General features: G+C 61.2%; 24 protein-coding genes. 13 read left to right on the top strand and 11 right to left on the bottom strand.

Features of this window, described 5'->3' with window-relative positions; translation table 11 throughout:
* On the top strand, nucleotides 1–1045 hold a 1045-nt coding region (locus JL39_RS14030; RefSeq protein WP_037151467.1), incomplete at its 5' end, for a mannose-1-phosphate guanylyltransferase/mannose-6-phosphate isomerase.
* A gap of 41 nt (nucleotides 1046–1086) precedes the next feature.
* Here the strand turns inward: JL39_RS14030 and JL39_RS14035 are convergent.
* The 3 genes from JL39_RS14035 to JL39_RS14045 all read right to left on the bottom strand — a co-directional run bounded on the left by JL39_RS14035 (nucleotide 1087) and on the right by JL39_RS14045 (nucleotide 3541).
* Nucleotides 1087–2094 carry an NAD-dependent epimerase/dehydratase family protein gene (locus JL39_RS14035; RefSeq protein WP_037151469.1) on the bottom strand — a complete coding sequence of 336 codons (1008 nt, stop codon included), beginning with the start codon at nucleotides 2092–2094 and terminating at the stop codon, nucleotides 1087–1089.
* Between the two features lie 97 nt (nucleotides 2095–2191).
* Nucleotides 2192–2587 carry a response regulator gene (locus tag JL39_RS14040; RefSeq protein ID WP_052182867.1) on the bottom strand — a complete coding sequence of 132 codons (396 nt, stop codon included), beginning with the start codon at nucleotides 2585–2587 and terminating at the stop codon, nucleotides 2192–2194.
* Nucleotides 2588–2683: 96 nt separating this feature from the next.
* Nucleotides 2684–3541 carry an alpha/beta hydrolase gene (locus JL39_RS14045; protein ID WP_037151475.1) on the bottom strand — a complete coding sequence of 286 codons (858 nt, stop codon included), beginning with the start codon at nucleotides 3539–3541 and terminating at the stop codon, nucleotides 2684–2686.
* A gap of 148 nt (nucleotides 3542–3689) precedes the next feature.
* On the opposite strand from JL39_RS14045, the gene JL39_RS14050 reads away from it, so the two are divergent.
* Nucleotides 3690–4247, top strand: coding sequence for an isoprenylcysteine carboxylmethyltransferase family protein (locus JL39_RS14050; protein ID WP_037151478.1), 558 nt, complete (start codon nucleotides 3690–3692; stop codon nucleotides 4245–4247).
* A 33-nt stretch (nucleotides 4248–4280) separates the two neighbouring features.
* Here the strand turns inward: JL39_RS14050 and pncB are convergent, their stop codons facing one another.
* The 7 genes from pncB to JL39_RS14085 all read right to left on the bottom strand — a co-directional run bounded on the left by pncB (nucleotide 4281) and on the right by JL39_RS14085 (nucleotide 12957).
* Nucleotides 4281–5588 carry a nicotinate phosphoribosyltransferase gene (pncB, locus tag JL39_RS14055; RefSeq protein WP_037151859.1) on the bottom strand — a complete coding sequence of 436 codons (1308 nt, stop codon included), beginning with the start codon at nucleotides 5586–5588 and terminating at the stop codon, nucleotides 4281–4283.
* A gap of 164 nt (nucleotides 5589–5752) precedes the next feature.
* Nucleotides 5753–6010: a hypothetical protein gene (locus JL39_RS32150; protein ID WP_320443058.1), complete on the bottom strand. Its 258-nt coding sequence runs from the start codon at nucleotides 6008–6010 to the stop codon at nucleotides 5753–5755.
* A gap of 154 nt (nucleotides 6011–6164) precedes the next feature.
* Nucleotides 6165–7115 (bottom strand): glyoxylate/hydroxypyruvate reductase A, encoded by a 951-nt coding sequence (locus tag JL39_RS14065; RefSeq protein ID WP_037151480.1) that lies wholly within the window; start codon nucleotides 7113–7115, stop codon nucleotides 6165–6167.
* Nucleotides 7116–7132: 17 nt separating this feature from the next.
* Entirely contained in the window at nucleotides 7133–8761 is a 1629-nt protein-coding gene (locus JL39_RS14070) for an ABC transporter ATP-binding protein (protein WP_037151864.1), read from the bottom strand.
* A gap of 4 nt (nucleotides 8762–8765) precedes the next feature.
* Nucleotides 8766–9911, bottom strand: a complete 1146-nt coding sequence (locus JL39_RS14075; RefSeq protein WP_037151483.1) for an ABC transporter permease — start codon at nucleotides 9909–9911, stop codon at nucleotides 8766–8768.
* Entirely contained in the window at nucleotides 9911–10993 is a 1083-nt protein-coding gene (locus JL39_RS14080) for a microcin C ABC transporter permease YejB (RefSeq protein ID WP_037151488.1), read from the bottom strand. The genes JL39_RS14075 and JL39_RS14080 overlap by 1 nt, the downstream gene beginning before the upstream one ends.
* Before the next feature lie 146 nt (nucleotides 10994–11139).
* The gene (locus JL39_RS14085; RefSeq protein WP_244446892.1) at nucleotides 11140–12957 is read right to left on the bottom strand and encodes an extracellular solute-binding protein; all 1818 of its coding nucleotides are present in this window, start codon (nucleotides 12955–12957) and stop codon (nucleotides 11140–11142) included.
* Nucleotides 12958–13211: 254 nt separating this feature from the next.
* Between JL39_RS14085 and mepA the strand changes: the two genes are divergently transcribed.
* From mepA to JL39_RS14120, 7 genes are all read left to right on the top strand, one after another.
* On the top strand, nucleotides 13212–14231 hold the full coding sequence (gene mepA, locus JL39_RS14090; protein WP_244446893.1) for a penicillin-insensitive murein endopeptidase: 1020 nt from the start codon (nucleotides 13212–13214) through the stop codon (nucleotides 14229–14231).
* 119 nt (nucleotides 14232–14350) lie between these two features.
* Nucleotides 14351–14731 carry a methylglyoxal synthase gene (locus tag JL39_RS14095; RefSeq protein ID WP_037151501.1) on the top strand — a complete coding sequence of 127 codons (381 nt, stop codon included), beginning with the start codon at nucleotides 14351–14353 and terminating at the stop codon, nucleotides 14729–14731.
* A gap of 8 nt (nucleotides 14732–14739) precedes the next feature.
* Complete coding sequence (locus JL39_RS14100; protein WP_037151505.1) at nucleotides 14740–15762, top strand: glucokinase; 1023 nt, start codon at nucleotides 14740–14742, stop codon at nucleotides 15760–15762.
* Between the two features lie 61 nt (nucleotides 15763–15823).
* Nucleotides 15824–16171, top strand: coding sequence for a hypothetical protein (locus JL39_RS14105; RefSeq protein WP_037151508.1), 348 nt, complete (start codon nucleotides 15824–15826; stop codon nucleotides 16169–16171).
* Nucleotides 16172–16364: 193 nt separating this feature from the next.
* On the top strand, nucleotides 16365–18149 hold the full coding sequence (locus JL39_RS14110) for an ABC transporter ATP-binding protein (protein ID WP_037151511.1): 1785 nt from the start codon (nucleotides 16365–16367) through the stop codon (nucleotides 18147–18149).
* A gap of 23 nt (nucleotides 18150–18172) precedes the next feature.
* Entirely contained in the window at nucleotides 18173–18994 is an 822-nt protein-coding gene (gene dapB, locus JL39_RS14115) for a 4-hydroxy-tetrahydrodipicolinate reductase (protein ID WP_037151514.1), read from the top strand.
* 22 nt (nucleotides 18995–19016) lie between these two features.
* On the top strand, nucleotides 19017–19652 hold the full coding sequence (locus JL39_RS14120) for a 2,3-bisphosphoglycerate-dependent phosphoglycerate mutase (RefSeq protein WP_037151516.1): 636 nt from the start codon (nucleotides 19017–19019) through the stop codon (nucleotides 19650–19652).
* Nucleotides 19653–19714: 62 nt separating this feature from the next.
* Here the strand turns inward: JL39_RS14120 and phnF are convergent, their stop codons facing one another.
* The gene (gene phnF, locus JL39_RS14125; protein ID WP_037151518.1) at nucleotides 19715–20455 is read right to left on the bottom strand and encodes a phosphonate metabolism transcriptional regulator PhnF; all 741 of its coding nucleotides are present in this window, start codon (nucleotides 20453–20455) and stop codon (nucleotides 19715–19717) included.
* 83 nt (nucleotides 20456–20538) lie between these two features.
* On the opposite strand from phnF, the gene phnG reads away from it, so the two are divergent.
* From phnG to JL39_RS14145, 4 genes are all read left to right on the top strand, one after another.
* Entirely contained in the window at nucleotides 20539–21012 is a 474-nt protein-coding gene (gene phnG, locus JL39_RS14130) for a phosphonate C-P lyase system protein PhnG (RefSeq protein ID WP_037151521.1), read from the top strand.
* Nucleotides 21012–21614, top strand: coding sequence for a phosphonate C-P lyase system protein PhnH (gene phnH, locus JL39_RS14135; RefSeq protein WP_037151524.1), 603 nt, complete (start codon nucleotides 21012–21014; stop codon nucleotides 21612–21614). Before phnG ends, phnH begins: the two co-directional genes overlap by 1 nt.
* A 93-nt stretch (nucleotides 21615–21707) precedes the next feature.
* Nucleotides 21708–22814, top strand: a complete 1107-nt coding sequence (locus tag JL39_RS14140) for a carbon-phosphorus lyase complex subunit PhnI (protein WP_037151527.1) — start codon at nucleotides 21708–21710, stop codon at nucleotides 22812–22814.
* Nucleotides 22811–23692, top strand: coding sequence for an alpha-D-ribose 1-methylphosphonate 5-phosphate C-P-lyase PhnJ (locus JL39_RS14145; RefSeq protein WP_037151530.1), 882 nt, complete (start codon nucleotides 22811–22813; stop codon nucleotides 23690–23692). The genes JL39_RS14140 and JL39_RS14145 overlap by 4 nt, the downstream gene beginning before the upstream one ends.
* Nucleotides 23693–23763 lie beyond the last annotated feature (71 nt).

Consider the following 23763-nt stretch of genomic DNA (forward strand, 5'->3'; position numbering starts at 1 on the left):
CGGGGCGATCCGCATCGCACGGGAGACCGCCCTTGCCGGCAAGCTCGTCACTTTTGGCATCACACCGACGGAACCGGCCACGGGCTACGGCTATATCGAGATCGGTGAAGCGCTGGAAACCGGCGCCTGCAAGGTGAGGCGCTTCGTCGAGAAGCCGGCCCTGGCGGAGGCGGAGCACATGCTCGCGGCCGGCGGGTTCGCCTGGAACTCCGGCATCTTCATGTTTACCGCCGGACAGGTACTGAAGGAGATGGCCGCCTTTGCCCCCGAGGTGGACAGGGCGGCCCGCGTCGCCGTGGCCAAGGCCTCCGGCGACCTCGACTTCACCCGCCTGGACGCGGAGGCGTTTTCGGCCAGCCCGGACATCTCGGTCGACTACGCGATCATGGAGAAGACCGCCAACGCCGCAGTCGTGCCATCCTCCTTCACCTGGTCGGACCTCGGCAGCTGGGATGCGGTCTGGAAGCTCGGCACCCGCGACGCGGCCGGCAATGTCGCCACCGGCAAGGCGACGCTGGTCAATACGAAGAATTCGCTCGTCATGTCGCGCACCAGCCATCTCGCCGTCCAGGGGCTCGATGGGGTCGCCGTCATCGCCAGCGAGGATGCCGTCTATGTCGGCCGGCTGGACGAAAGCCAGAATGTCGGCGCACTCGTCAAGCAGCTCGCCGCCGCACGGGCGACCGCCGCACTTACGGAGACCCATCCCACCTCCTATCGTCCCTGGGGCGGCTATACCTCGGTGCTCAACGGCGACCGTTTCCAGGTCAAGCGGCTGTTCGTCTCCCCCGGCAAGAAGCTTTCGCTGCAGAAGCATCACCACCGGTCCGAACACTGGATCTGCGTCAAGGGCACCGCGGAAGTGACGATCGGCGACGAGGTCAGGATCGTGCGTGAGAACGAATCCGTCTACATCCCCCAGGGCGAAGTCCACCGCCTCGCCAACCCCGGCAAGATCACCCTCGAAATGATCGAGGTCCAGACCGGCTCCTATCTCGGAGAAGACGACATCATACGCATAACCGACGAATTCGGCAGGGGCTGAGACGATCGCGTCCTCGGGCGGTTCCGGATCATCGGCACCGATCAGTCGATCTCGTGCCGATGATCCAGATACCACCGAACGAAAGCTCTGACGCCCTCTTCCAAGTTCGTTTCGGGTTTCCTGCCGGTGAGCGCAACAAGCAGATCCGGGCTTGCGAAGGTCCGCGGCACATCACCTTTCTGCATCGGCAGCATCTTGCGATTTGCCGGCTTTCCCATGATCCGTTCGATCGTCTCGACGAAGTCGAGGAGGCCAGCCGGCTGGCCACCGCCGATATTGACGACACGGAACGGCCCCTGACTTGACAGCGTGTCGACCTCGGGGACGCGGTTATCCTCGCCGGGAAGGATGCGCGACAAATCGACGATCGAATCCACCAGATCATCGATATAGGTGAAATCCCGGCTCATCCTGCCTTCGCCGTAGACCTCGATCTCGCGATCCTCGATCATCGCCTTGACGAACTTGAAGAGCGCCATGTCCGGCCGGCCCCACGGGCCGTATACGGTGAAGAAGCGGAATGCGGTGGTCGGCACCTTATAGAGGTGGGCGTAGCTGTGGGCCATAACCTCCATGGCCTTCTTGCTTGCCGCATAGAAAGTAAGGGGCTCATCGGCCTTGTCGGTCTCCCGGAACGGAACCTCGGGATTGGCACCGTAAACCGAAGACGTCGAGGCGAGCATCAGGTGTCCCACGCCATAGGTGCGGGCGATTTCCAGGATGTTCCAGGACCCGACAAGATTGGAATCGAGATAGGCCTTGGGATTTTCGAGACTGTAACGCACGCCTGCCTGCGCGGCGAGGTGGACCAGGGTATCCGGCTTGAAATCGGCCAAGGATCTTTCCAGCAGCATCTTGTCTTCCAGCATGCCCATGACGGGACGGAATGATGGAAACTGCGCCAATCCCGCGTTGCGTGCCTCCTTGAGGCGCAGGCTGTAATAGGGAGTCATGCCATCGAAGCCGAGCACCTCATGCCCTTGTTCAAGCAGGCGCCGCGCCAGATGGAAACCGATGAAGCCTGCCGTTCCGGTGATGAAATAACGCATTGTGAGCCCGCTGCTGCCTGGATGTATCCCAATCCGTTGACTGCCATAGCCTGTCATCAACGGATTGAACAACCTGTTTTGGTCGGGCAGGCAGAATTTAATGGAAAAGCCGCAATCTTGCCGGCGGGGTTCCCGGCCGGCCGTTCTTTCGATCGACCGCGAACTGGATCAGGTCCATGGAGGCCTGGTCGGAGAGTGGCTTCGCCATGACGCCGACCGCACCCGAGACCCCGGACGCGACCAGGCCGGGATTGCCCGTAATCATGATCACGACGATGTCGTATTCGGCAAGCGCCCTTGCGATCTCGGGACCGGTTTCACCATCGGCAAGGTGTACATCCACGAAGGCGATATCCGTCTCACGCGTATAGTTCAGCGCCCCCGTCATGTCGGGCGCGATGCCGACGACCTCATGCCCACTTCGCTGAATCGCATCCTCGATGTCCATGGCCACCAGCGGGCTGTCCTCGACAATCAGGAAACGGTATTCCATGGCCAGATCCTCCCCGGCTTCAAGGAGGCAAATAGATTCCGATCGACCATTGGCAATGGGGCCGGCGGACCGGACGTGTTTTTTTGATCGCAGCTCTCAAGATGAAGAGGCGGCACGCGGTGTCTGCCGGGTACGTCTCACGAGCACGGTATCGACGAAGCGCTCCAGGATCGCGTTGAAAGGCTCCGGCCTCTCCCGAAACAAGGCATGTCCGGCGCCTTCGATCACTTCAACATGATGACCGCGAGCGCGATCCTCGAAGCCGGCGACATAGCTTTGGCGGATGAACGGATCGTCCTCGCCATTGACGAGGAACACCGGCACATCGGCATCCAGCACGGCACGGCGCTGATTGTGGCCGTCGCCACGCAGCATGCTTCGCGAGAAGACCGCCCGCAACCGGCCATCCGTGCGGATGAGCCCATTGCGGATGTCGGGTGTCGCGCTCCGGCCGAAACAGATGCTTTCGAAGCGATCGATATCCCGTTCGGACCAGTTCGGCTTCGAGGCCAGCATGAGGTCGAATGACGGGTGGAACCCTCGCAGCATCCCGATCAGGCCCGGCGCGACCGGCGGAGTGCCGGCGATGAGTATCCCCTCCACCGCATGGTTGCGGGCCAGCAATTCGATCGCGAGGTGACCGCCGAGCGACCAGCCGAATACCGCGAGCCGATGAATGCCAAGCTTGCCGAGAACGTCCTCTACCGTCTCGACAAGGCCGGTCATCGTATAGGCGATGTCAGGGTCAGCCGCATCATCGGATTCGCCGTGTCCGGGCAGGTCGAGGGCCAGGATGCGCGTCTTCTCCAGGAGCCTCGGATCATATTGCCGCTCGAAAACCTTCCGTGAGGAGGAAGAGCCATGCAGGAAGAGCAACGGAAGGCCAGCGCCCTGCGTATCGCTTATTCGGATGCGCCCATGCCGGGTCGTGATCGTTCGTTCCGCGGCCTTCACGCCGTCATTCCTGACTTCAGATATAACATCGATAAAGTCTGGGGCTTTTTCACAAAGAAAGCTTTAAACTTTGAAAGCGAGCACCAAACTGCCTTGTAACAGGATGAACGGATCGTTAGTTTCTGCATCGCTCGCGGGGGACAGAGTTATGCAAGGCGTTTTGGATACCCTCATTACCATCACCAGTCTTACGGTCATCGGCTTTTATACGTGGTCGCTGAAGAATCACTTCACGTCGGCTGCCATGACCTGGAGAGCGCGCCTCATATCCGCGGCGGTGATACTGACGACTTTGCTTTTCCTTTACCTGCAATGGACGGGGACGCAGTTGCTCTGGGTGCAGGCCGTTGGCCTGATCATCGAGATCGCCGCCGCCGCCCTCTTCTGGTGGGCGATCTGGGCCTCGCGCCAGGCCCGCCTGCGGTTCGCTTTCGATCCCGCCCTGCCCCACGGCATCGTTTCCGATGGCCCCTACCGCTATCTCCGCCATCCCTTCTACAGTTCCTACCTGATGTTCTGGTCCGGATGGGCGCTGGCTTCCTGGTCGTCGATCTGGTCGCCGGTTCCCGTGATCTTCTTCGCGATCGTCTACATCGCCGCGGCGAAGATGGAGGAGCGCAATTTCGAGACCTCGCAGCTTGCCGACGAATACCGGGAATACAAGCGCAGGACGGGATTTTTCATCCCGCGCATCGGCCGGGACTGATTTTCTCCCGACCTGTTTGGTTTTGACGAATCCTCAAACCAGGACGGCCTGGTCGTGCCGGCCCTCCTGGCCGAAGAACTTCAGGTAGCGTTCCACCTCGGCCGGATCGCCGGTCGCCTTGCGGGGGTTGTCCGAAAGCTTAACCGCCGGGCGGCCGTTCGCCTCGCTGACCTTGCATACCACGGAGATCGGCATCAGACCGGCGATCTCGCGAGGAGCACAGCCGGCGAAGTCGTTCGTGAGATTGGTGCCCCAGCCGAAGCTCATGCGGGCCCGACCCTCGAAATGCTTGTAGGTGTCGATGATCGCATCGACATCGAGTCCGTCGGAAAAGATCAGCAGCTTGTTTTTCGGATCGCGGCCCATCTTCTTCCACCAGGCGATGATCATCTCGCCGCCTTCGATCGGTGGAGCACTGTCCGGCCGGAAGCCGGTCCAATCGGCCACCCAATCCGGTGCATCGCGCAGGAAGGCGGCCGTACCAAAAGCATCCGGCAGGACGATGAGCAGGTTACCGTGATAAAGCCGGTTCCAGTCCTTCAAAACCTGATAGGGCGCATTGCGCAATTCCTCATCGCTCCTGGCGAGTGCCGCGGCGACCATCGGCAGTTCGTGGGCGTTGGTGCCGACCGCTTCGAGGTCGGAATCCATGGCGAGCAGCACATTGCTCGTACCGGTAAAAGCCGGGCCGATACCCTCCTTCAATGCCTCGACACACCAGCGCTGCCAGAGGAAGCTGTGGCGCCGGCGGGTGCCGAAATCGGAGATGCGCAAGCCAGGAAGTTTCCTTAGCCGCTCGACCTTCTCCCACATCTTGGCCTTCGCCCGTGCGTAGAGCACGTCGAGTGTGAAATAGCCGAACGAGCGCATGGCGGCACGTGAACGCAGTTCGTTGATGATGGCCAGCGCGGGAATTTCCCAAAGCGTCGTCTCCATCCATTTCCCGTAAAAATTCAGCTCATACTGACCGTCCCGCTTGGAGAGTTCGTATTCGGGCAGCTTATAGGTGGAGAGCCAGTTCAGGAATTCCGGTTCGAAAATCTGCTTGCGGCCATAGAAGGTGTTACCTGCGAGCCAGATCATCTCCTTCTTGGAAAGGCTCACCGTGCGGGCGTGATCGAGCTGTTCGCGCAGTGCTCCTTCGTCGATCTCCTCGGCCAGTTTGACGCTGGTCGTGCGGTTGATTACGGAAAAGGTCGCGTCGATCTGCGGATAGAGCTTCCAGATCATCTGCAGCATCAGGAGTTTGTAGAAATCCGTATCGATCAAGCTGCGGATGATCGGGTCGAGCTTCCAGGTGTGGTTGTAAACCCTGGTCGCGATATCGGTCTTGGTTGTCATGCCTGCCCTTGCCCCGATCTGTGAGAAGACCGGCTCCACCGCCTGAGATGCATTCGGAGGCAACGGCTGATCAACCTCCGGCAGTTTTATCGAAAAAAATGCCGAGGAAGTCCAGAACACAATTCGGCCGCGAAGATCGCGGCCGAGAGACCCTATCCTGGCTGTCAGTTGTTGGCCGGCGCGTTGCCTGCGGGCGGCGTGGGTGCCGGCGGATTGGCCGGATCGGCAGAGGGTGCTGCGTCCGGATTCTGCGGCGCCGTGCTTCCCGCAGGTGGCGTTGCCGTCTGTTCTGGCGGAGGCGCAGTGGTTTCCCCCCACCATTCGGCACCGCCCCAGGCGAGCATTGCCAGGATGAGACCCGCAATCAGCACCATCAGGACGGGAAAACCCCTTCGCCCCTGGCGGGCTTCGGTCGGGCTCATCGGTTCCTCTACCGGCGAGCCGATGGGGTTCGGATGACGCTTCTCGGGGCCTTTTGGATCGGGACGGGTATCCATGAATTCGCTCCTTGTCCGAGCCGGACTACCCCGGCCCATGGACAAGAAACGGCTGGCGGATGCGAATGTTCCGGCGCGCCTAGTAGCCGGTCCTGCGGTCCACCACGTGCTGAAGAGGTTGAGCCGCTTCATGCCGCTCCATCTGGGCCTCGGCATTGCGGAACAGGGCCCTGACATCGGAAGCCGAAGCTGCATGCGGCGTGACGATGACATTTTCCATCGCCCAATAGGGGCTGTCGGTCGGTAAAGGCTCCTGCTCGAAAACGTCAAGCGAAGCGCCGCCGAGGATGCCTTTCCCGAGCGCTGCAGCAAGATCGGCATCCACCTGGCTGCCACCGCGGCCGGCATTGATGAAGACGGGCCTGCCAAGCGCGCCGCCTTGCCGAAGCTTTGCGAAAAGCGACGCATCGAAGATGCCGCGGGTATCCGGCGTCAACGGCAGGAGGCCGACGAGGATGTCCGTCCTCGCCAGAAAGGCGTCCAGCTCGCCGCTGTCGAATGTTTCGACACCTTCGATCGTCTTCCTGCTGCGCGACCAGCCGATCACGTCGAAGCCCATGACCTTCAGCTTTTTCACGGAATCCTTGCCAAGCACCCCGAGCCCCATGACCCCCACGGTGAGATCCTTCGCCTCCGGCTGCGAAAGCTCGCGCCAGTGGTGTTCGCGCTGCTGTTTCAGATAGGCCGGCGCCTGCCGCAGATGGCTCAGGCATTGCAGCACGACCCACTCGCTCATCCGGGTGGTCAGGCTCTCGTCGACGAAACGAACGATCGGGATGTCCGGCAGGTTCGGCATGGACAGGATGTGATCGACACCCGCACCGCCCGAAAAGAGAACTTCCAGCTTCGGCGCGCGCTCAAAGAGGTTCGGTTCCGGTTTCCAGATGACTGCGTAACGTGCTTCCGAAAGATCGAGATCTGGATCCGAGGCATGCAGCACCGTCCGGCCGGGAAAGGCACTGGCGAGTGCGGCATCCACCTCGCGGCGTTCGAACTTGAGATCGATGACGACCGGTTTTTTCGCAGACATGAGCTTACCCTTGACGATTATTGGCTGACGGCGCCGGTCTCGACGGCTTCGAGATTGAAGGCGGCCGCCATCAGCGCACGGGTATAATCCTCCTTCGGCGCACGGAAAATCCGCTCCGACGGCCCTGCCTCCACCACCTTGCCGAGTCGCATGACGATGACATGGTTGGCGAGCGCCTTCACGACCTTGAGGTCGTGACTGATGAAGAGATAGGCGAGATCGTGTTTCTTCTGCAGGTCGCGAAGCAGGTCGACCACCTGCGCCTGCACGGTCATATCCAGCGCCGAAGTGGGTTCATCGAGCATCACGAAACGCGGCTTCAGAACCATGGCGCGGGCAATCGCTATGCGCTGCCGCTGGCCGCCGGAAAACTCGTGCGGATACCGCCAGCGCGTGGCGGGGTCGAGACCCACTTCCGTCAGCGCCCAGGCGACACGCTCGTCGCGTTCGTCGGCAGAAAGAGCTCGCTCGTGCACCTTCAACCCCTCCGCGACGATATCGCCCACCGACATGCGGGGGCTGAGCGATCCATAGGGGTCCTGGAAGACCACCTGCAGCCGGTCGCGGAACGGCCGCATTTCCTTGAACGAGAACTGATCGATCTGGTTGCCGATGAAGACAATGCGCCCTTGCGAGGAGATAAGGCGGGCAAGCGCCAATCCAAGCGTCGTCTTGCCGGAGCCGGATTCGCCTACGACACCCAGCGTTTCGCCGGCGCGCAGTGTCAGATCGACACCATCCACAGCCTTCACGTGATCGACGACCTTGCGCAACAGCCCTGCCTTGATGGGGAACCAGACACGGATGTCCTTGCCTTCCATGACCACCGGTTTCGAAGGATCCGCCTGCGGCGGCTCGCCCCTCGGCTCGGAAGCGAGCAGATGGCGCGTATAGGTATGCTGCGGATTAGTGAAAACGTCTTCGACCGCCCCGGCTTCGACGATCTTGCCCTTGGTCATGACGCAGACACGGTCCGCGAACTTGCGAACGATGCCGAGGTCATGGGTGATGAACAGCATGGACATGCCATGCTCACCCTTGAGACCCCGCAGAAGATCGAGGATCTGCGCCTGTACCGTGACGTCGAGCGCCGTCGTCGGTTCATCCGCGATCAGGAGCTTCGGACGGTTGGCGAGCGCCATGGCGATCATCATGCGCTGGCGCTGTCCGCCGGAAAGCTCGTGCGGATAAGCCCTCAGCCGCTTTTCCGGCTCACGGATACCGACCTGGTTCAGAAGTTCCAGAATGCGGATGCGGGCCGCTTGCCCGGTGATGCCCTGATGCAGTTCGAGGATTTCGCCGATCTGCTTCTCGATCGCGTGGAGCGGATTGAGCGAGGTCATCGGCTCCTGGAAGATCATGGTAACATCGTTGCCGCGCACGCGGCGCAATTCAGGCTCGGGAGCCTTGAGCAGATCCCTGCCCTCGAACAGGATTTCCCCCGAAGGATGGCTGGCGGACGGATAGGGCAGCAGTTTCAGGATGGAGTTTGCCGTCACCGACTTGCCGGAACCGGATTCGCCGACCAGTGCCAGGACTTCCCCCGGCCGGATATCGAAGGAAACCCCGTCGACGGCAAGGGTGGTGTCTGTGCCCTGATGAAAGGCGACGGAGAGATTGCGGACGGAGAGCAAAGGATCAGTCATCGGCTCACCCGAACGTCTTTCTGGGATCGAAGGCATCGCGCACCGCTTCCCCGATGAAGATCAGCAGCGACAGCATGATCGACATGGTGAAGAAGGCCGTGAAACCCAGCCATGGCGCCTGGAGATTGTTCTTGCCCTGCGAGATCATTTCCCCAAGCGAGGGCGAACCGGGCGGCAGGCCAAACCCGAGGAAATCCAGCGAGGTCAGCGTCGCGATCGAACCGGACAGGATAAACGGCAGGAAGGTCAGGGTCGCCACCATGGCATTCGGCAAGAGATGCCGGTACATAATCGTCCAGTTGCCGACGCCGAGCGCCCGCGCAGCCCTGACATATTCGAAATTGCGCGCCCTGAGGAATTCGGCACGCACCACGCCGACGAGGCTGACCCACGAGAAGAGCAGCAGGATGCCAAGCAGGATGAAGAAGCCGGGCGGCAGGATCGAAGCGATGATCAGCAGGATGTAGAGAACCGGCATGGCGGACCATATTTCGATGAAACGCTGCATCAAAAGGTCGGTCCAGCCGCCGAAATAGCCCTGCACCGCGCCAGCGGCGACCCCGACGATCGCCGAACAGATGGTGAGCGCCAGCCCGAATAGAACAGAGATGCGGAAGCCGTAGATCATGCGGGCGGTGACATCGCGCGCCTGATCGTCGGTACCGAGCCAGTTGAGGTTGCCGAGAGTGCAATTCGGGTCCTGATCGCCCTGCGGATAGGCCTTGCAGCGATCACCCTTCTCCATCAGCCAGAAGGGCTTGGTCGGAGCCGAATGCGGGATGTTGGAATTGACCGTCTGGTAGGAATAGCGGATGGGGGGCCAGATCATCCAGCCGTTCGCCTCGATTTCCTGCTGGATATAGTCGGAGCGGTAGTCGGTCGTCGCCAGGAAACCGCCGAACTTTTCCTCCGGATAATCGACAAAGACCGGATAGAGGATTTCGCCCTTGTAGGAGGCGATGATCGGCCGGTCGTTCGCAATGAATTCGGCCAGCAAGCTGAGCACGAAAAGGACCATGAATAGCCAGAAGGACCAGAAGCCGCGCTTGTTGGCACGGAAGTTGGCAAGCCGGCGCTTGTTGGTCGGCGACAGGAACGGCCGCTTGCGCGGAGGTGCCAGAGGTGTCGTCGTAACGGCGGACGCTTCCATCACACGTCCCTCCGTTCGAAATCGATACGTGGATCTATCCAGGTATAGATGAGATCGGAAATGAGGTTCACCACCAGACCGATCAGCGAGAAGATGTAGAGCGTGCCGAAGACAATCGGATAGTCGCGATTGATGATCGAGAGGTAGCCGAGCCGCCCGAGTCCATCCAGCGAGAAGATGTTCTCGATCAGCAGCGAACCGGTGAAGAAAGCGGAGATGAAAGCCCCGGGAAAGCCGGCAATGACGATCAGCATGGCGTTGCGGAATACGTGACCATAAAGCACCTGCCGTTCGTTGAGGCCCTTGGCGCGCGCAGTCGTCACATATTGTTTCTTGATCTCGTCGATGAAGGAATTCTTGGTCAGAAGCGTCGTGGTGGCGAAGGCCGAGAGCGACAGCGCGATCAGCGGCAGGGTCAGGTGCCAGAAATAGTCGACGATCTTCTGCCACCAGGAAAGCTCGGCAAAGTTATCGGACACAAGGCCGCGTAGCGGGAACCAATCCAGGAACGAGCCGCCGGCAAAAAGCACGATCAGCAGGATGCCGAACAGAAAGCTCGGAATAGCGTAGCCGATGATGATGATACCGGAAGTCCAGACGTCGAAGGTCGACCCGTCCTTCACCGCCTTGCGGATGCCGAGCGGAATCGAGATCGCGTAGGAAATGATCAGAATCCAGAAACCGAGCGAGATCGACACCGGCAACTTGTCGATGATGAGGTCGAGAACGGACGTGTTTCGGAAGAAGCTCTCGCCGAAATCGAAGCGGATATAATTCCACAACATGTCGACGAAGCGCGTCAGCGGCGGCTTGTCGAAACCGAATTGTTGCTCCAGCTTCTTGATGAATTCCGGATCGAGGCCCTGGGCGCCGCGATAGCGGCTTTCTTCACCACCGCCCTGGACCGCGAGATCGTTGCTGCTGCCGGAAAGCCGGTCGCCGGTATCCTGGCCCTGGATCTGGGCAATGATCTGCTCGACAGGGCCGCCGGGCGCGAACTGCACGACGAGGAAGGAAATCGCCATGATGCCGACAATGGTCGGGATCATCAGCAGGAGACGGCGGAGGATATAGGCGCCCATCAGAATTCCCTGCCAGACGCTACGAGCTTTGCCTCACCGCGTATCTCAGCGCAAATCAAATGGCTTTTCCCTCGTTCTCTCTTGCGAATCATCGGGCTCATTTGGAACAGGTGCCGGTGGCCGGCGCAAGCCCGCGCTCCATACCTTCACTTCGCGGCGGCTTTGGACGACCAAATATCGGGAAAGCCGATGCCGTATTCCGGCAGCTTTTCCGGATGCGTTATGCGGTTCCAATAGGCAATTTTCGCCTCGCCGGAATAGAAGAGCGGAATGACATAGTGGTTGGCCAGGAGTACGCGGTCCATCGCCCTGACGGCAGCAACCTGTTCTTCCCGGTCGGTCGTGAAGACGATCTTGCGGATCAACGTGTCGACCGCCGGATCGGCAATGCCCGCATAGTTGCGCGAGCCCTGACGATCCACTGATTCAGATCCCCAATATTCCGACTGTTCATTGCCGGGGTTCATGGTCTGCGCCCAAATGCCCCATATCATGTCGTAGTCGAAACTCCTGGCGCGATTGATATATTGCGAGGCATCGACCGTGCGGATGCGGGCCTCGACACCGATCTTCTTCAGGCTGGCTACGTACGGGTTGACGGATCGCTCGAACGACGGGCTGTTGAGCAATATCTCGAAGCTCATCGGTCGGCCTGTCTTCACATTGACCATGCGATTGCCCTTCAGCTCCCAGCCGGCCTCCTTGAACAGGTTGACGGCGGTGCGGAGGTTGTCGCGCACCTTGTTCGGATCGCCACCGACGGGATTGGTATAGGGCGTGGTGAAGACTTCCGGCGGAACCTTGTCTTTCAGCTCCTGCAGGATCGCCAGCTCGCGGCCTTGCGGCAGACCCGAGGAGGCGAGTTCGGTGCCCCAGAAGAAGCTATCGACGCGCTTCAAGCCACCATAAGCGAGGTTTTTGTTCATATCCTCGAAGTCGAAGGCGTAATTCAGCGCTTCGCGCACCCGCGCGTCCTTGAAGATTTCGCGGCGCATGTTCGGCACCATCGCCTGCATGACGCCGGTGGCCTTGAAGGGATTGGTCAGCGCTTCCTTCGTGATCCGGCCGTCCTTCACCGCGTCGAAATCATAACGGGTCGCCCAGCGGCTCGAACTGTTCTCCTGGCGGTAATCGATCGTGCCGGCGCGGAAGGCTTCGAATTCCACGTCGGAGTCGGCGAAATAGGTGTAGCTGACCGTCCGGAAATTGTACTGGCCGATATTGATCGGCAGGTTCTTGCCCCAGTAATCATCCCGCAACTCATAGCGGATGGTCGAACCGGGCTGGATGGATGCAATCTTGTAAGGCCCCGACCCCATCGGCGGTTCGAGCGTGGTGCGGGAAATATCGCGCTGTTTGCCCTGCGCATCCTTGCCCTCCCACCAGTGCTTCGGCAGAACCGGAAAATCGCCGACGATGGACGGCAGTTCGCGGTTGTTCTTTTCGTCGAAACGGAAGGTCACCTCGCGCTCGCCGGTCTTTTCCACGCCGGTGACGTGGCGGTAATAGCCGGAATAAAAGGCGCTATGCTCCTTCAGCTTCTCCATGCTGAAGATCACGTCTTCCGGCGTGACCGGCTGGCCATCCGCCCATTTTGCCTCCTGCCTCAGCCGGAAGGTGACCGAAGACATGTCGTCCGGATAGGACACAGCCTCGGCCAGAAGACCATAGGTACCGAAAACCTCGTCCTCCGACCGCTTCATGAGCGTGTCATAAATTATGCCGGCGCCCGCAGCCACTGCGCCACGGTCGATCACGGGATTGAGGTTGTCGAAAGTGCCTTCGTCGCCAAGGCGCAATTCGCCGGCCTTCGGCGCATTCGCATCGACATAAGGGAGTTGCTTGAAGTCTTCCGGCAGTTCCAGGTCGCCGATGACAGCCATGCCGTGGCGCCATTTCGGTTCCTGGGCCGTCGTTGCCGATGCCGCAAGAACAGTCGTCGCGAGAACGACTGCAAACCCCATCTTCAGCCGGGCGAAGATCATCCATAACCCCTTATTGGTTTGTTTGTTGCGGTGAAGCATAGGGCAAAAGCAGGTAAAAAACAGGAGTTGACCACTCACATCCATTTTATCCGCTTCGGAAATCGCGTGAAATTGCCGCTTCCGGCCTGATCTCCATTTCACCAAAATCTTGTTTCACGGTAGATTCGAAGCCATCGGGTGATTTGCGGCGGACGGGCATGACTTTGATTTCGGGTACAATTCTGCGGCTGACCATGGCCGCTTTCCTTTGCGGTACATTCACCGGGCCCACGACGGCTCAGGAAGCGACACCGGCAAAGCAGCTTTTCGGCGCCGCGAAACTTCCAAGCGCCGCCGACGCCGAGCCGCTCGGTTTCTACGCCAAGGGCTGCATGTCCGGCGCGGTTGCGCTGCCCACCGACGGGCCGACCTGGCAGGCCATGCGCCTTTCGCGCAACCGCCGCTGGGGCAATCCCGAAATGATCGCGCTTCTGGAGCAATTCTCCCGCGACGCCGCTAAGCTCGGCTGGGGATCGGGCATCCTCGTGGGCGACATTTCGCAACCTCGCGGCGGCCCGATGCTTTCCGGCCATTCCTCGCACCAGATCGGCCTCGATGCGGATGTCTGGTTCACCCCGAAGCCGGCGCAGCCGCTTTCGCCGCAGGAGCGCGAAAGCATGCCCTTCACCTCCATGCTCGACAAGAGCAAGTTCCTCACCGTCGATCCGAAGAAATGGACGAACACCCATGCGCGGGTGGTCATGCAGGCGGCAAGCTATCCGCAGGTGGAACGCGTCTTCGTCAATCCGGCGATCAAGAAGAAGCTCTGCGAGACCTGGACCGGCGATCGCAGCCTGCTCGGCAAGGTGCGGCCGATCTACGGCCATGACGAACATTTCCACATCCGCATTTCCTGTCCGCCGGGTTCCGCGAGCTGCCGGAAGCAGGCTGCGGTACCGAAGGACGACGACTGCAGCAGCAAGGCGTTTGCCTGGTGGTTCACCAAGGAGCCATGGGCGCCGCCGAAGCCCGATCCGAACAAGAAGCCGGTCAAACCGCGCCCGGTCACCCTGTCCGACCTTCCGAAAGCCTGTGCGGCCGTGCTTGCCTCCTCCTCGCGTTCCGAAGACGAAGCGACCTTCGGCGGCAGCGCCATGGCCTACACCGATCAGCCGGCCGCACCCTCGCCCGTGAAAAACATCGAGGCGATCATCAACGATCCGCCCGTCGCCGCCGCCAATGTGCCGATTCCTGTGCCGCGCCCGCTACAATAATCATCGAACTGGCCGGCGGTTGAAAGCGCCGGCCCCTCCTCCACCTTCCCAAGGATGAGTTGGCGCGCTAGAACGCGTTGCAAATCGATTGAAAGTCGCTTTCGGGAAGGATCCCTCTCATGTCGGCCACAGCCTGCATCGCACTGATCGCGCACGATCAGAAGAAGGACGACATGGCCGATTTTGCCCGCCATCATCAGGACGCGCTCGCCCGTTTCCGCATCGTCGCGACCGGCACGACGGGCGGGCGGGTCCAGGACGCCTGCCCCGAGCTTGAGGTCACCAGGCTGAAGAGCGGCCCGCTCGGCGGCGATCAGCAGATCGGCGCGATGATCGCCACCGGCGAGGTCGATATGCTGATCTTCTTCATCGACCCCTTGAGCGCGCTGCCCCATGACGTCGACGTGAAAGCGCTGACGCGACTTGCGACCGTCTACGATATACCCATGGCACTCAACCGTGCTACAGCCGAAAAACTCATCGACTTTCAGAAGGACTGAGCTCCCCGATGGCCGATAGCATGAAGACCGACAAACTGCCCTTTCCGATCCTGATCGGCGATATCGGAGGGACGAACGCCCGCTTTTCGATCCTGATCGACGCCTATGCCGAGCCGAAGCCCTTCCCGCATGTCCGCACCGCCGATTATGCCACGATCGATGACGCGATCCAGACGGTCGTGCTGGACAAGACTTCGGTGCAGCCGCGTTCGGCAATCCTTGCCGTTGCCGGGCCGATCGACGGTGACGAGATCGACCTGACCAATTGCGACTGGATCGTCCGCCCGAAGATGATGATCGCCAATCTCGGCTTCGAGGACGTGCTGGTCGTCAACGACTTCGAGGCGCAGGCGCTCGCGATCGCCGCGCTGCCGGAGGAATATCGCGAAGCGCTAGGCCCCAATGACGAGCCGCATCTCGCCTCCCGCGTCGTGCTAGGCCCCGGAACAGGACTCGGCGTCGCAGGCCTCGTCTACGCCCGGCACATGTGGTTTCCGGTTCCCGGCGAAGGAGGGCATGTGGATGTCGGGCCCCGTTCGGAGCGTGATTTCGAGATCTTTCCGCATCTCAGGAGGATCGAAGGCCGCGTTTCCGCCGAAGAGATATTGAGCGGCCGCGGCGTCGTGAACATCTATCAAGCTGTCTGTGCGGCCGATGGGCTGGAGCCGGCGTTTTCCGATCCCGCCGATATCACGGCGCATGGCCTCAACGGCGCGAACCCGCAGGCGGTCGAAACGCTTGCGCTTTTTGCCACCTATCTCGGCCGCGTGGCGGGCGACATGGCGCTCATCTTCATGGCCCGCGGCGGCGTCTATCTCGCCGGCGGCATCTCGCAGAAGATCATCCCGGCGCTGAAAGGCCCGGAATTCCGCACAGCGTTCGAGGACAAGGCACCGCATACCGAGCTGATGCGCACGATCCCCACCTTCGTGGTCACCCATCCGCAGGCGGCTCTCGCCGGGCTTGCAAGCTTTGCCCGCACGCCCTCCGCCTATGGGATCTCCATGGATGGCCGTCGCTGGCTTAAATGACCTCTTGCCTTCCCTCCGATTTTGATGGAGACGGTATCCACTATTTGGGGGCATTATCTTCATGTTTTCTAATATTTTTCGTAATTTGGGCGTTGTCGTCATTTGCATAGGTCTCGCGAGTTGCACGACCGAAAAGGAGTTCAAGGAGCTTGCGGCAGCGCTGAAATCGAATCCGGGATTGCGGGCGAAAGCTGTCGAAAAATGCGTCGGCAAACCGATCGATTGGAATGCCGAAATGCGTGAAGCACTCGGATGGTTCGCCAATAGTGCCGATGCGAAGACCCCTCGGATCGTCTGCCAGCGGTACGTCAATGCCATCGCTTCCGGTCGGCTAAGCTACAAAGACGTGCGGAGCTTCAGCCAAGGCGAACTCACTCCCACCATGGCCCGGGTTCTTCGCGGTTCGTAAGGAACAACGCGGAACCAAACCCGGCGCTGGCCTGCAAGGATCATAATTACACAAGCCGCCGATTTTGGTCTCGGCCCATGCCGGAATGCAACAGCACACTCGAATCTGGGACCTGCCGCTTTCAAAAGCGTTCCTGAGCGTTTAATACGCCCCGCACGGATATCGCATCTTTAAAGCCGGTACGGGAAAACCTTTGAAAGCTGCCAAGGACAAAAGACACCATATCGATTCGGGCACAGCCGCCAGCGTTCTAAAACGCGTCATCGCTGAGAATGGCAAGGATCACGTTCGTGGCTACATCTTTGCGATTCTGTGTCTCGTGGCTATGTCGCTTTCCACCGCTTTCACCGCCTGGATCATGGAGTCGGTCGTCAACGAGGCCTTCGCCAACAAGCGAGCCGATATCGTATGGTGGATCTGCGGCTCGATTTTCCTGGCGTTTCTGCTTCGCGGCTTTGCGACTTATGGTCAGGCCGTTACTCTCTCGAAAATCGGCAACAACATCGTCGCCAGATATCAGCAGCGCATTTATAGACACCTCATGGCGCTCTCGGTCGGCTTTTTCGCCGAAAAGCGCTCGGCCCAGCTTGCAGCTCAGCTCAACCAGAATATCTCCGGCATCCGCGACGTGCTGAACCTGACGGTTACGTCTACGGCGCGCGACCTGCTAACGCTCATTGCCTTGATCGCTGTCATGGTTTCCAAGGATTGGGTTCTGTCGCTGATCGTGTTCGCCGTTGCTCCGCCGCTTCTTTATGCCCTGCGCTATGTTTCACGACGTCTTCGCGCAGCAACGCGGGAGTCGGTGGAAGTCAACAGCCAAGTGCTCGGCGCCATGCAGGAGACAATCCAGGGAATTACCGTCGTCAAGGCGTTTACCATGGAGGATGAGCTCAACCGCAAGGTCAATCGCATCATCGATACGGCGGAACGTCGCAGCAACCGCATAGCCCGGCTTTCGGAGCGCACGTCGCCATTGACCGAGACTTTTGCAGGTCTCGCTATTTCCAGCGTAGTCGCCTATGCGGCCTTCCGCTCGATCTATGACAATATCCCGCCCGGAGCTTTCTTCGCCTTTGTGGCGGCGCTCCTGATGGCCTACGACCCGGCCCGGCGACTTGCCAAAATGCAAGTCCAGATCGAGCGCGCGGTTGTAAACGCCCGGATGATCTATGATTTGCTCGACATGCAACCGCACCAGCGGGAAAAGCCGGGCGCCAGGGATCTCGTCGTTAAGGATGCCCGCGTCGAACTGCAAGGCGTCACCTTCTCCTATGCCAATGGCGGCCCGATTCTTCAGGGTGTCGATATCGTCGCCGAGGGCGGAAAGACGACCGCGCTGGTCGGTCAATCGGGAGCCGGCAAATCGACGATCATCAATCTCATCCCGCGCTTCTACGACCCGACGGAAGGCCGCATCCTGATCGACGGACAGGACATCGCCGACGTCACCAGGCAATCGCTACGCCGCCAGCTCGCCTATGTCTCGCAGCAGCCCTATCTCTTCGAGGGCTCGATCCGCGACAACATCCGCTACGGTCGGCCGGATGCGACCGATCAGGAAGTCGAGGAAGCCGCGCGGCTTGCCTATGCGCATGACTTCATCCTCACGCAGCCCATGGGCTATGAAACGCCGGTCGGCGAAAACGGCATGACGCTTTCCGGCGGCCAGCGGCAGCGCCTTTCGATCGCCCGGGCACTGGTGCGCAACGCGCCGATCCTGCTTCTCGACGAGGCCACGTCCGCGCTCGACAACGAATCCGAAGCGGCCGTCCAGAAAGCGCTCGACACGGCCATGCGCGGCCGCACCGTGATCGTCATCGCCCATCGTCTTTCGACCGTTGTCAAGGCCGACAAGATCATCGTCATGCATGAAGGCCGCGTCGTGGAGGAAGGTACCCACGATGTGCTTGCACAGCGCAAGGACGGTCTTTACGCTCGGCTCAACAATCTGCAATCGCCTGAAAAGCGCATCTGACGAAACTAGGGACTACGTCGCACATGGCCGCAAATGACATGAGACTGGTGGTGGTCGGCGCGGCGGGCCGGATGGGCCAAGCCCTGATTCGGGTTATCCATGAAACCGAGGGCGTGATGCTGCATGCGGCGGTGGGACGCGAGGGGTCGGCATTCATCGGCAAGGACGCGGGCGAGATCGCGGGTGTCGGCCCGCTCGGCGTGCCCGTCAGCACCGATCCGCTGCAGGCCTTTCTCGATGCCGAAGGCGTGCTCGATTTCACCACCCCGGCAACAAGCGCCACATTCGCCGGCCTCGCCGCCCAGGCCCGTATCGTCCATATCATCGGCACGACCGGCTGCTCGGTAGAGGACGAGGAGAAATTCAAGGCCGCCGCCCGTCATGCGCGCGTCGTCAAGTCCGGCAATATGAGCCTCGGGGTCAACCTGCTTGGCGTGCTTACCGAACAGGCGGCGAGAGCCCTTCCCGCAACGGGATGGGATATCGAGGTTATGGAAATGCATCACAAGCACAAGGTCGATGCACCGTCCGGGACGGCGCTGCTGCTCGGCGAAGCGGCGGCCAAGGGGCGCGGGATCGATCTGGCAAGCCAGTCTGTCAGGGTCCGCGATGGCCATACGGGCCCACGCCCTGTCGGCACGATCGGCTTTGCGACGCTTCGCGGTGGTTCGGTCGTCGGCGACCATTCCATCATCCTTGCCGGCGAAGGCGAACTCGTCACGCTGTCGCACAGCGCGCGCGACCGCTCCATCTTCGCGCGCGGCGCGGTTGCGGCGGCGCTCTGGGCGCGCGACAAGAAGCCCGGCTTTTATTCCATGCTCGACGTGCTCGGGCTTTCCCGCTGAACTTTCCGGAGGATTTCTTTTCATGAGCGGCACCCTCGTCCTTGTCCGTCACGGCCAGAGCGACTGGAATCTCAAAAACCTGTTCACCGGCTGGCGTGACGTCGATCTCACCCCGCTCGGCATCCAGGAAGCCGAGACGGGCGGGCAGGCGCTCGCCGACACTGGCATCAAGTTCGATATCGCCTTCACGTCAGCGCTGAAGCGCGCCCAGGAAACCTGCCGCATCGTGCTTGAAAAGGTCGGCCAGCCTGACCTCGAAACGATCCGCGACCAGGCGCTCAACGAACGCGACTACGGCGATCTTTCCGGCCTCAACAAGGATGACGCCCGCGCCAAATGGGGCGAGGAACAGGTGCATGTCTGGCGCCGTTCCTATGACGTGCCGCCGCCGGGCGGCGAGAGCCTGCGGGACACCGGCGCCCGCGTCTGGCCCTACTACATGACGGAGATCCTGCCGCGCGTACTGCGAGGAGAGACGGTTCTCGTCGCCGCACACGGCAATTCCCTGCGTGCGCTGGTAATGGTGCTCGATCGGCTCAGCAAGGAAGAGATCCTGAAGCTCAACCTCGCGACCGGCGTACCGATGGTCTACAAGCTCAACGCGGATTCGACAGTCGCCTCCAAAGAGGTTCTCGGCGACATGTCCGGCGCGCACTGACATCGAGCGCCGCTTCTTCTATTCTGGATGCCGGCCTTTGTTTCGTACAGGGGCCGGCGTTTTCAATTCGCGATCGTGAACTGGACCATATCCGCCGGAAAACGGCTGACGGCATACTGCACGGGCACCCCGTCCGGATCGACGTTCAACGCCCGGGCGACGAGGATGATGGCTCCCGGCGACAGCTGCAGGTCGGCAAGGTCTGCCCCATCCGCATGGGTTGCGGTGATCTCGGTCGAAAAGCGCCAGTAATCGGAAAGGCCGAGTGCCTGAAAGGCCGCAGTGATCGAACCACTGGCCTCATAAGCCTCCTTCATTCCGGCGAAACGGCCGGCCGGGAACCAGTTGGTCGAGCGCGAGACCGGTCGCCGGTCGGCCTTTCTCAGCGTTTCCAGCCGGATGACCGGAGCACCTTCGGCAATGCGCAGGCTTGCGGCAAGAGCGGCCGATGCCGGCTCCTCCGCCGAACTCAGCAGCAAGCCTTCTTTTTTCCGCGCCTGATCGCCGATCCCCTCCGTGAAACGGGTACGCTGGGAGATCGGGAAATTCAAACGCTCCTTGCGCTCGATCAGCGTGCCGCGTCCCTGCATGGCACGGACGATGCCCTCCTGGGCCAGCGCCGCAAGCGCGCTCCTCACCGTATGGCGGTTCACGCCGAACTGGGCGGCCAGCACCATCTCGGGCGGCACCATGCCGGTCGCGTCGTATTCACCGTTGGCGATCGAAGCCCGGATGCGATCGGCGATCTGCCGCCAGAGCGCCACGCCATTCTGCCGTTGGACGTTTATCTGTCCCACATCCATGTCACACGCTTGTTATATCCGAGAGTTATGAATAATATGATTTGTATGGTTGTCTATATTAATAGACATTTGAGGGCTTGGCAATGGACCTAGCAAAACAAATCGAGGCGAGTGAAGAAATGGCCGGACGCCGCCGCGCGGCCAACCTCCTCGCGCGCGCAAAGACGGTCGAACTGAACACCGCCTGGGAGGAGCTTCCGACAAAACCGGATGTGAAGCCCGTGCGAGGGCCGGAGACCGGGCTCGTCATGGTGCGCGGGCGCATCGGCGGCGGCGGCGCCCCCTTCAACCTCGGCGAGGCGACGGTGACCCGCGCAACGGTGCTGCTCGCATCCGGCACGGCGGGCCACGCGCAAGCGCTCGGGACCGATAAGGAAAAGGCGCGGCTTGCCGCCGTGTTCGACGCGCTCTGGCAGGAAGCGGAGACGCGCGCTTTCGTGGAGGCCGCTTTGCTTGCCCCCATAGAGACACGCATTGCCGCGGAGGACCGGCAAAAGGCGGAGGAGACCGCAGCAACCCGGGTCGATTTCTTCACAATGGTACGGGGGGAGGATTGATGAGCATCAAGCCGCAAGCGTTTTCCGGCGGGTTCGGTGAACCGGTATTCGAATCCCAGAGCATGTTCCGCCTGCTGATGGACGGCATGGCGCGGCCGGGGATGATCCGCACCGTGAGCTCCGATGTCGGCCAGCCTGAACCTCTGGGAGGAGCGGCAGGCGCAATCGCGCTGACCCTCTGCGACCACGAGACGCCGGTCTGGCTGAGCGCCGGCCTAGCAAGATCCTCCGTCGGCGAATGGATGGTGTTCCACACTGGCGCGCCGGTTACCCGCGAGAAAGCGGAGGCCCGGTTCGCGTTCGTCGAGGCTGGCGCAACGCTCGCCTCCTTCGGCCTGTTTGCCGCCGGCACTCAGGAATATCCGGACCGTTCCACGACGCTGATGATCGAGGTCGCAGCTCTCGACGAGGGCCAGCAGCTTACACTGACCGGCCCCGGCATCCAGGACGCCACGACCGCCAGGGTCAGAGGACTTCCCGACGTTTTTCCGAGACTGTGGGCCGAGAACCGGGCGCTCTTCCCGCGCGGCATCGACGTCATCCTGACGGCCGGCAAGACCCTGTTGTGCCTGCCGCGAACGACCAAGATCGCAGTCCAGTGAACGGGTGTCTGATTTTTCAGCCCCTGAGGCAGAGTGACCAACCCTTTCCGGCATCTAGCGGGGATGCCGGACGATGGGCAGGAGAGTGAAACCATGTATGTTGCCGTCAAGGGTGGCGAGGCCGCCATCAATAACGCTCACGAGTTGCTGGCCGACCGGCGCCGGGGCGACCGCTCCCTTCCTTCCGTCACCATCGGTCAGATCATCGAGCAACTCGGGCTTGCCGTCGACCGGGTGATGGCAGAAGCTTCGCTCTATGATCGGGCGCTCGCAGCCCTTGCCGTCCGGCAGTCACGCGGTGACCTGATCGAGGCGATCTTCCTCCTGCGTGCCTATCGCACGACACTGCCTCGTTTCGGCGCTTCTGTTCCTCTCGATACCGCAACCATGAAAGTCGAGCGACGCATCTCGGCGACCTACAAGGATCTGCCGGGCGGCCAGGTTCTCGGGCCTACCTTCGATTACACGCACCGCCTGCTCGACCCCTCGCTGCTCGCCGACGAGCCGGTCGATGAGCCGAAGCGGAAGGATGCTTCGGATGAACGCATCATGCGGGTTTCCGACATCCTTGCCCATGAAGGCCTGATCGAGCCGGACGGTGAGTTTCCCGCGGATCATCAGGCCGGTGACCTGACGCGGGAACCGATGGAATTTCCGATGAGCCGGGACCTGCGCCTGCAGGCGCTTGCCCGCGGCGACGAGGGTTTTCTGCTCGCCCTCGGCTATTCCACCCAGCGCGGCTACGGCCGGAACCACCCGTTCGTCGGCGAAATCCGCATCGGCGAAGTGGAGGTGGAAATGGAGGTCGCGGAACTCGGCTTTGCCGTCTCGCTCGGGCGCATCCGCGTCACCGAATGCCAGATGGTCAACCAGTTCAAGGGCTCCTCCAAGGCGCCGCCGCAGTTCACCCGCGGCTACGGCCTGGTCTTCGGCCAGAGCGAACGCAAGGCGATGTCGATGTCGCTGGTCGACCGCGCGTTGCGTGCCGAGGAGCTTGGCGAAGACATAACCGCGCCGGCCCAGGACGAGGAATTCGTCATCTCCCATTCGGACAACGTGCAGGCCACCGGCTTTGTCGAACACCTGAAGCTTCCGCACTACGTCGACTTCCAGGCGGAACTCGCTCTGGTGCGCAAGATGCGCGCCGATATCGAAGCCGCCCGCAACAGCGGCAAGGACCTGCAGGAGGCTGCCGAGTGACCGACCTCGCCACCTATAACTTCGCCTATCTCGACGAGCAGACGAAGCGGATGATCCGCCGCGCGATCCTGAAGGCGATCGCCATCCCCGGGTATCAGGTGCCCTTCGCCTCCCGCGAAATGCCGATGCCGTATGGCTGGGGTACCGGCGGCGTGCAGGTGACCGCCTCGATCATCGGCCCCGACGACGTCTTGAAGGTGATCGACCAGGGCGCCGACGACACGACCAACGCGGTTTCGATCCGCGCCTTCTTCCAGAAGGTCGCGAACGTCGCCGTCACCACGCATACCAAGGATGCGACGATCATCCAGACGCGCCACCGCATTCCCGAGCAGAAGCTCGCCGAAGGCCAGATCCTCGTCTATCAGGTGCCGATCCCGGAGCCGCTGCGCTTCCTCGAACCGCGCGAGACCGAGACGCGCAAGATGCACGCGCTGGAAGAATACGGGCTCATGCATGTGAAGCTCTACGAGGACATCGCGCATAACGGCCGCATCTCGAAGACCTATGCCTATCCGGTGAAGGTCGCCGGGCGCTACGTCATGGACCCGTCGCCAACGCCGAAATTCGACAATCCGAAAATGCATCTGTCGGAAGCGTTGCAGCTTTTCGGCGCCGGCCGCGAGAAGCGCATTTATGCCGTGCCGCCCTATACCGACGTAGTGAGCCTTGATTTCGAAGACTATCCGTTCGAGATCCAGAAATTCGAACAGCCCTGTGCGCTCTGCGGCGCCGAGGGCGTCTATCTCGACGAGGTGGTGCTCGACGACAAGGGCGGCCGCATGTTCGTCTGCTCCGACACCGACCATTGCGAGGAACGCCGCGAACACGGCCATGCCGGCGCGATGCTGGCGCCCAACAAAGAGGCAGCAGAATGACCGGATGGGTGATTTACCCCCCTCTGTCCTGCCGGACATCTCCCCCTCAAGGGGGGAGATCGGATAGGCGC

The sequence above is a fragment of the Rhizobium sp. YS-1r genome (assembly GCF_000757525.1).
In the GTDB taxonomy this organism is placed as follows: Bacteria; Pseudomonadota; Alphaproteobacteria; order Rhizobiales; family Rhizobiaceae; genus Neorhizobium; species Neorhizobium petrolearium.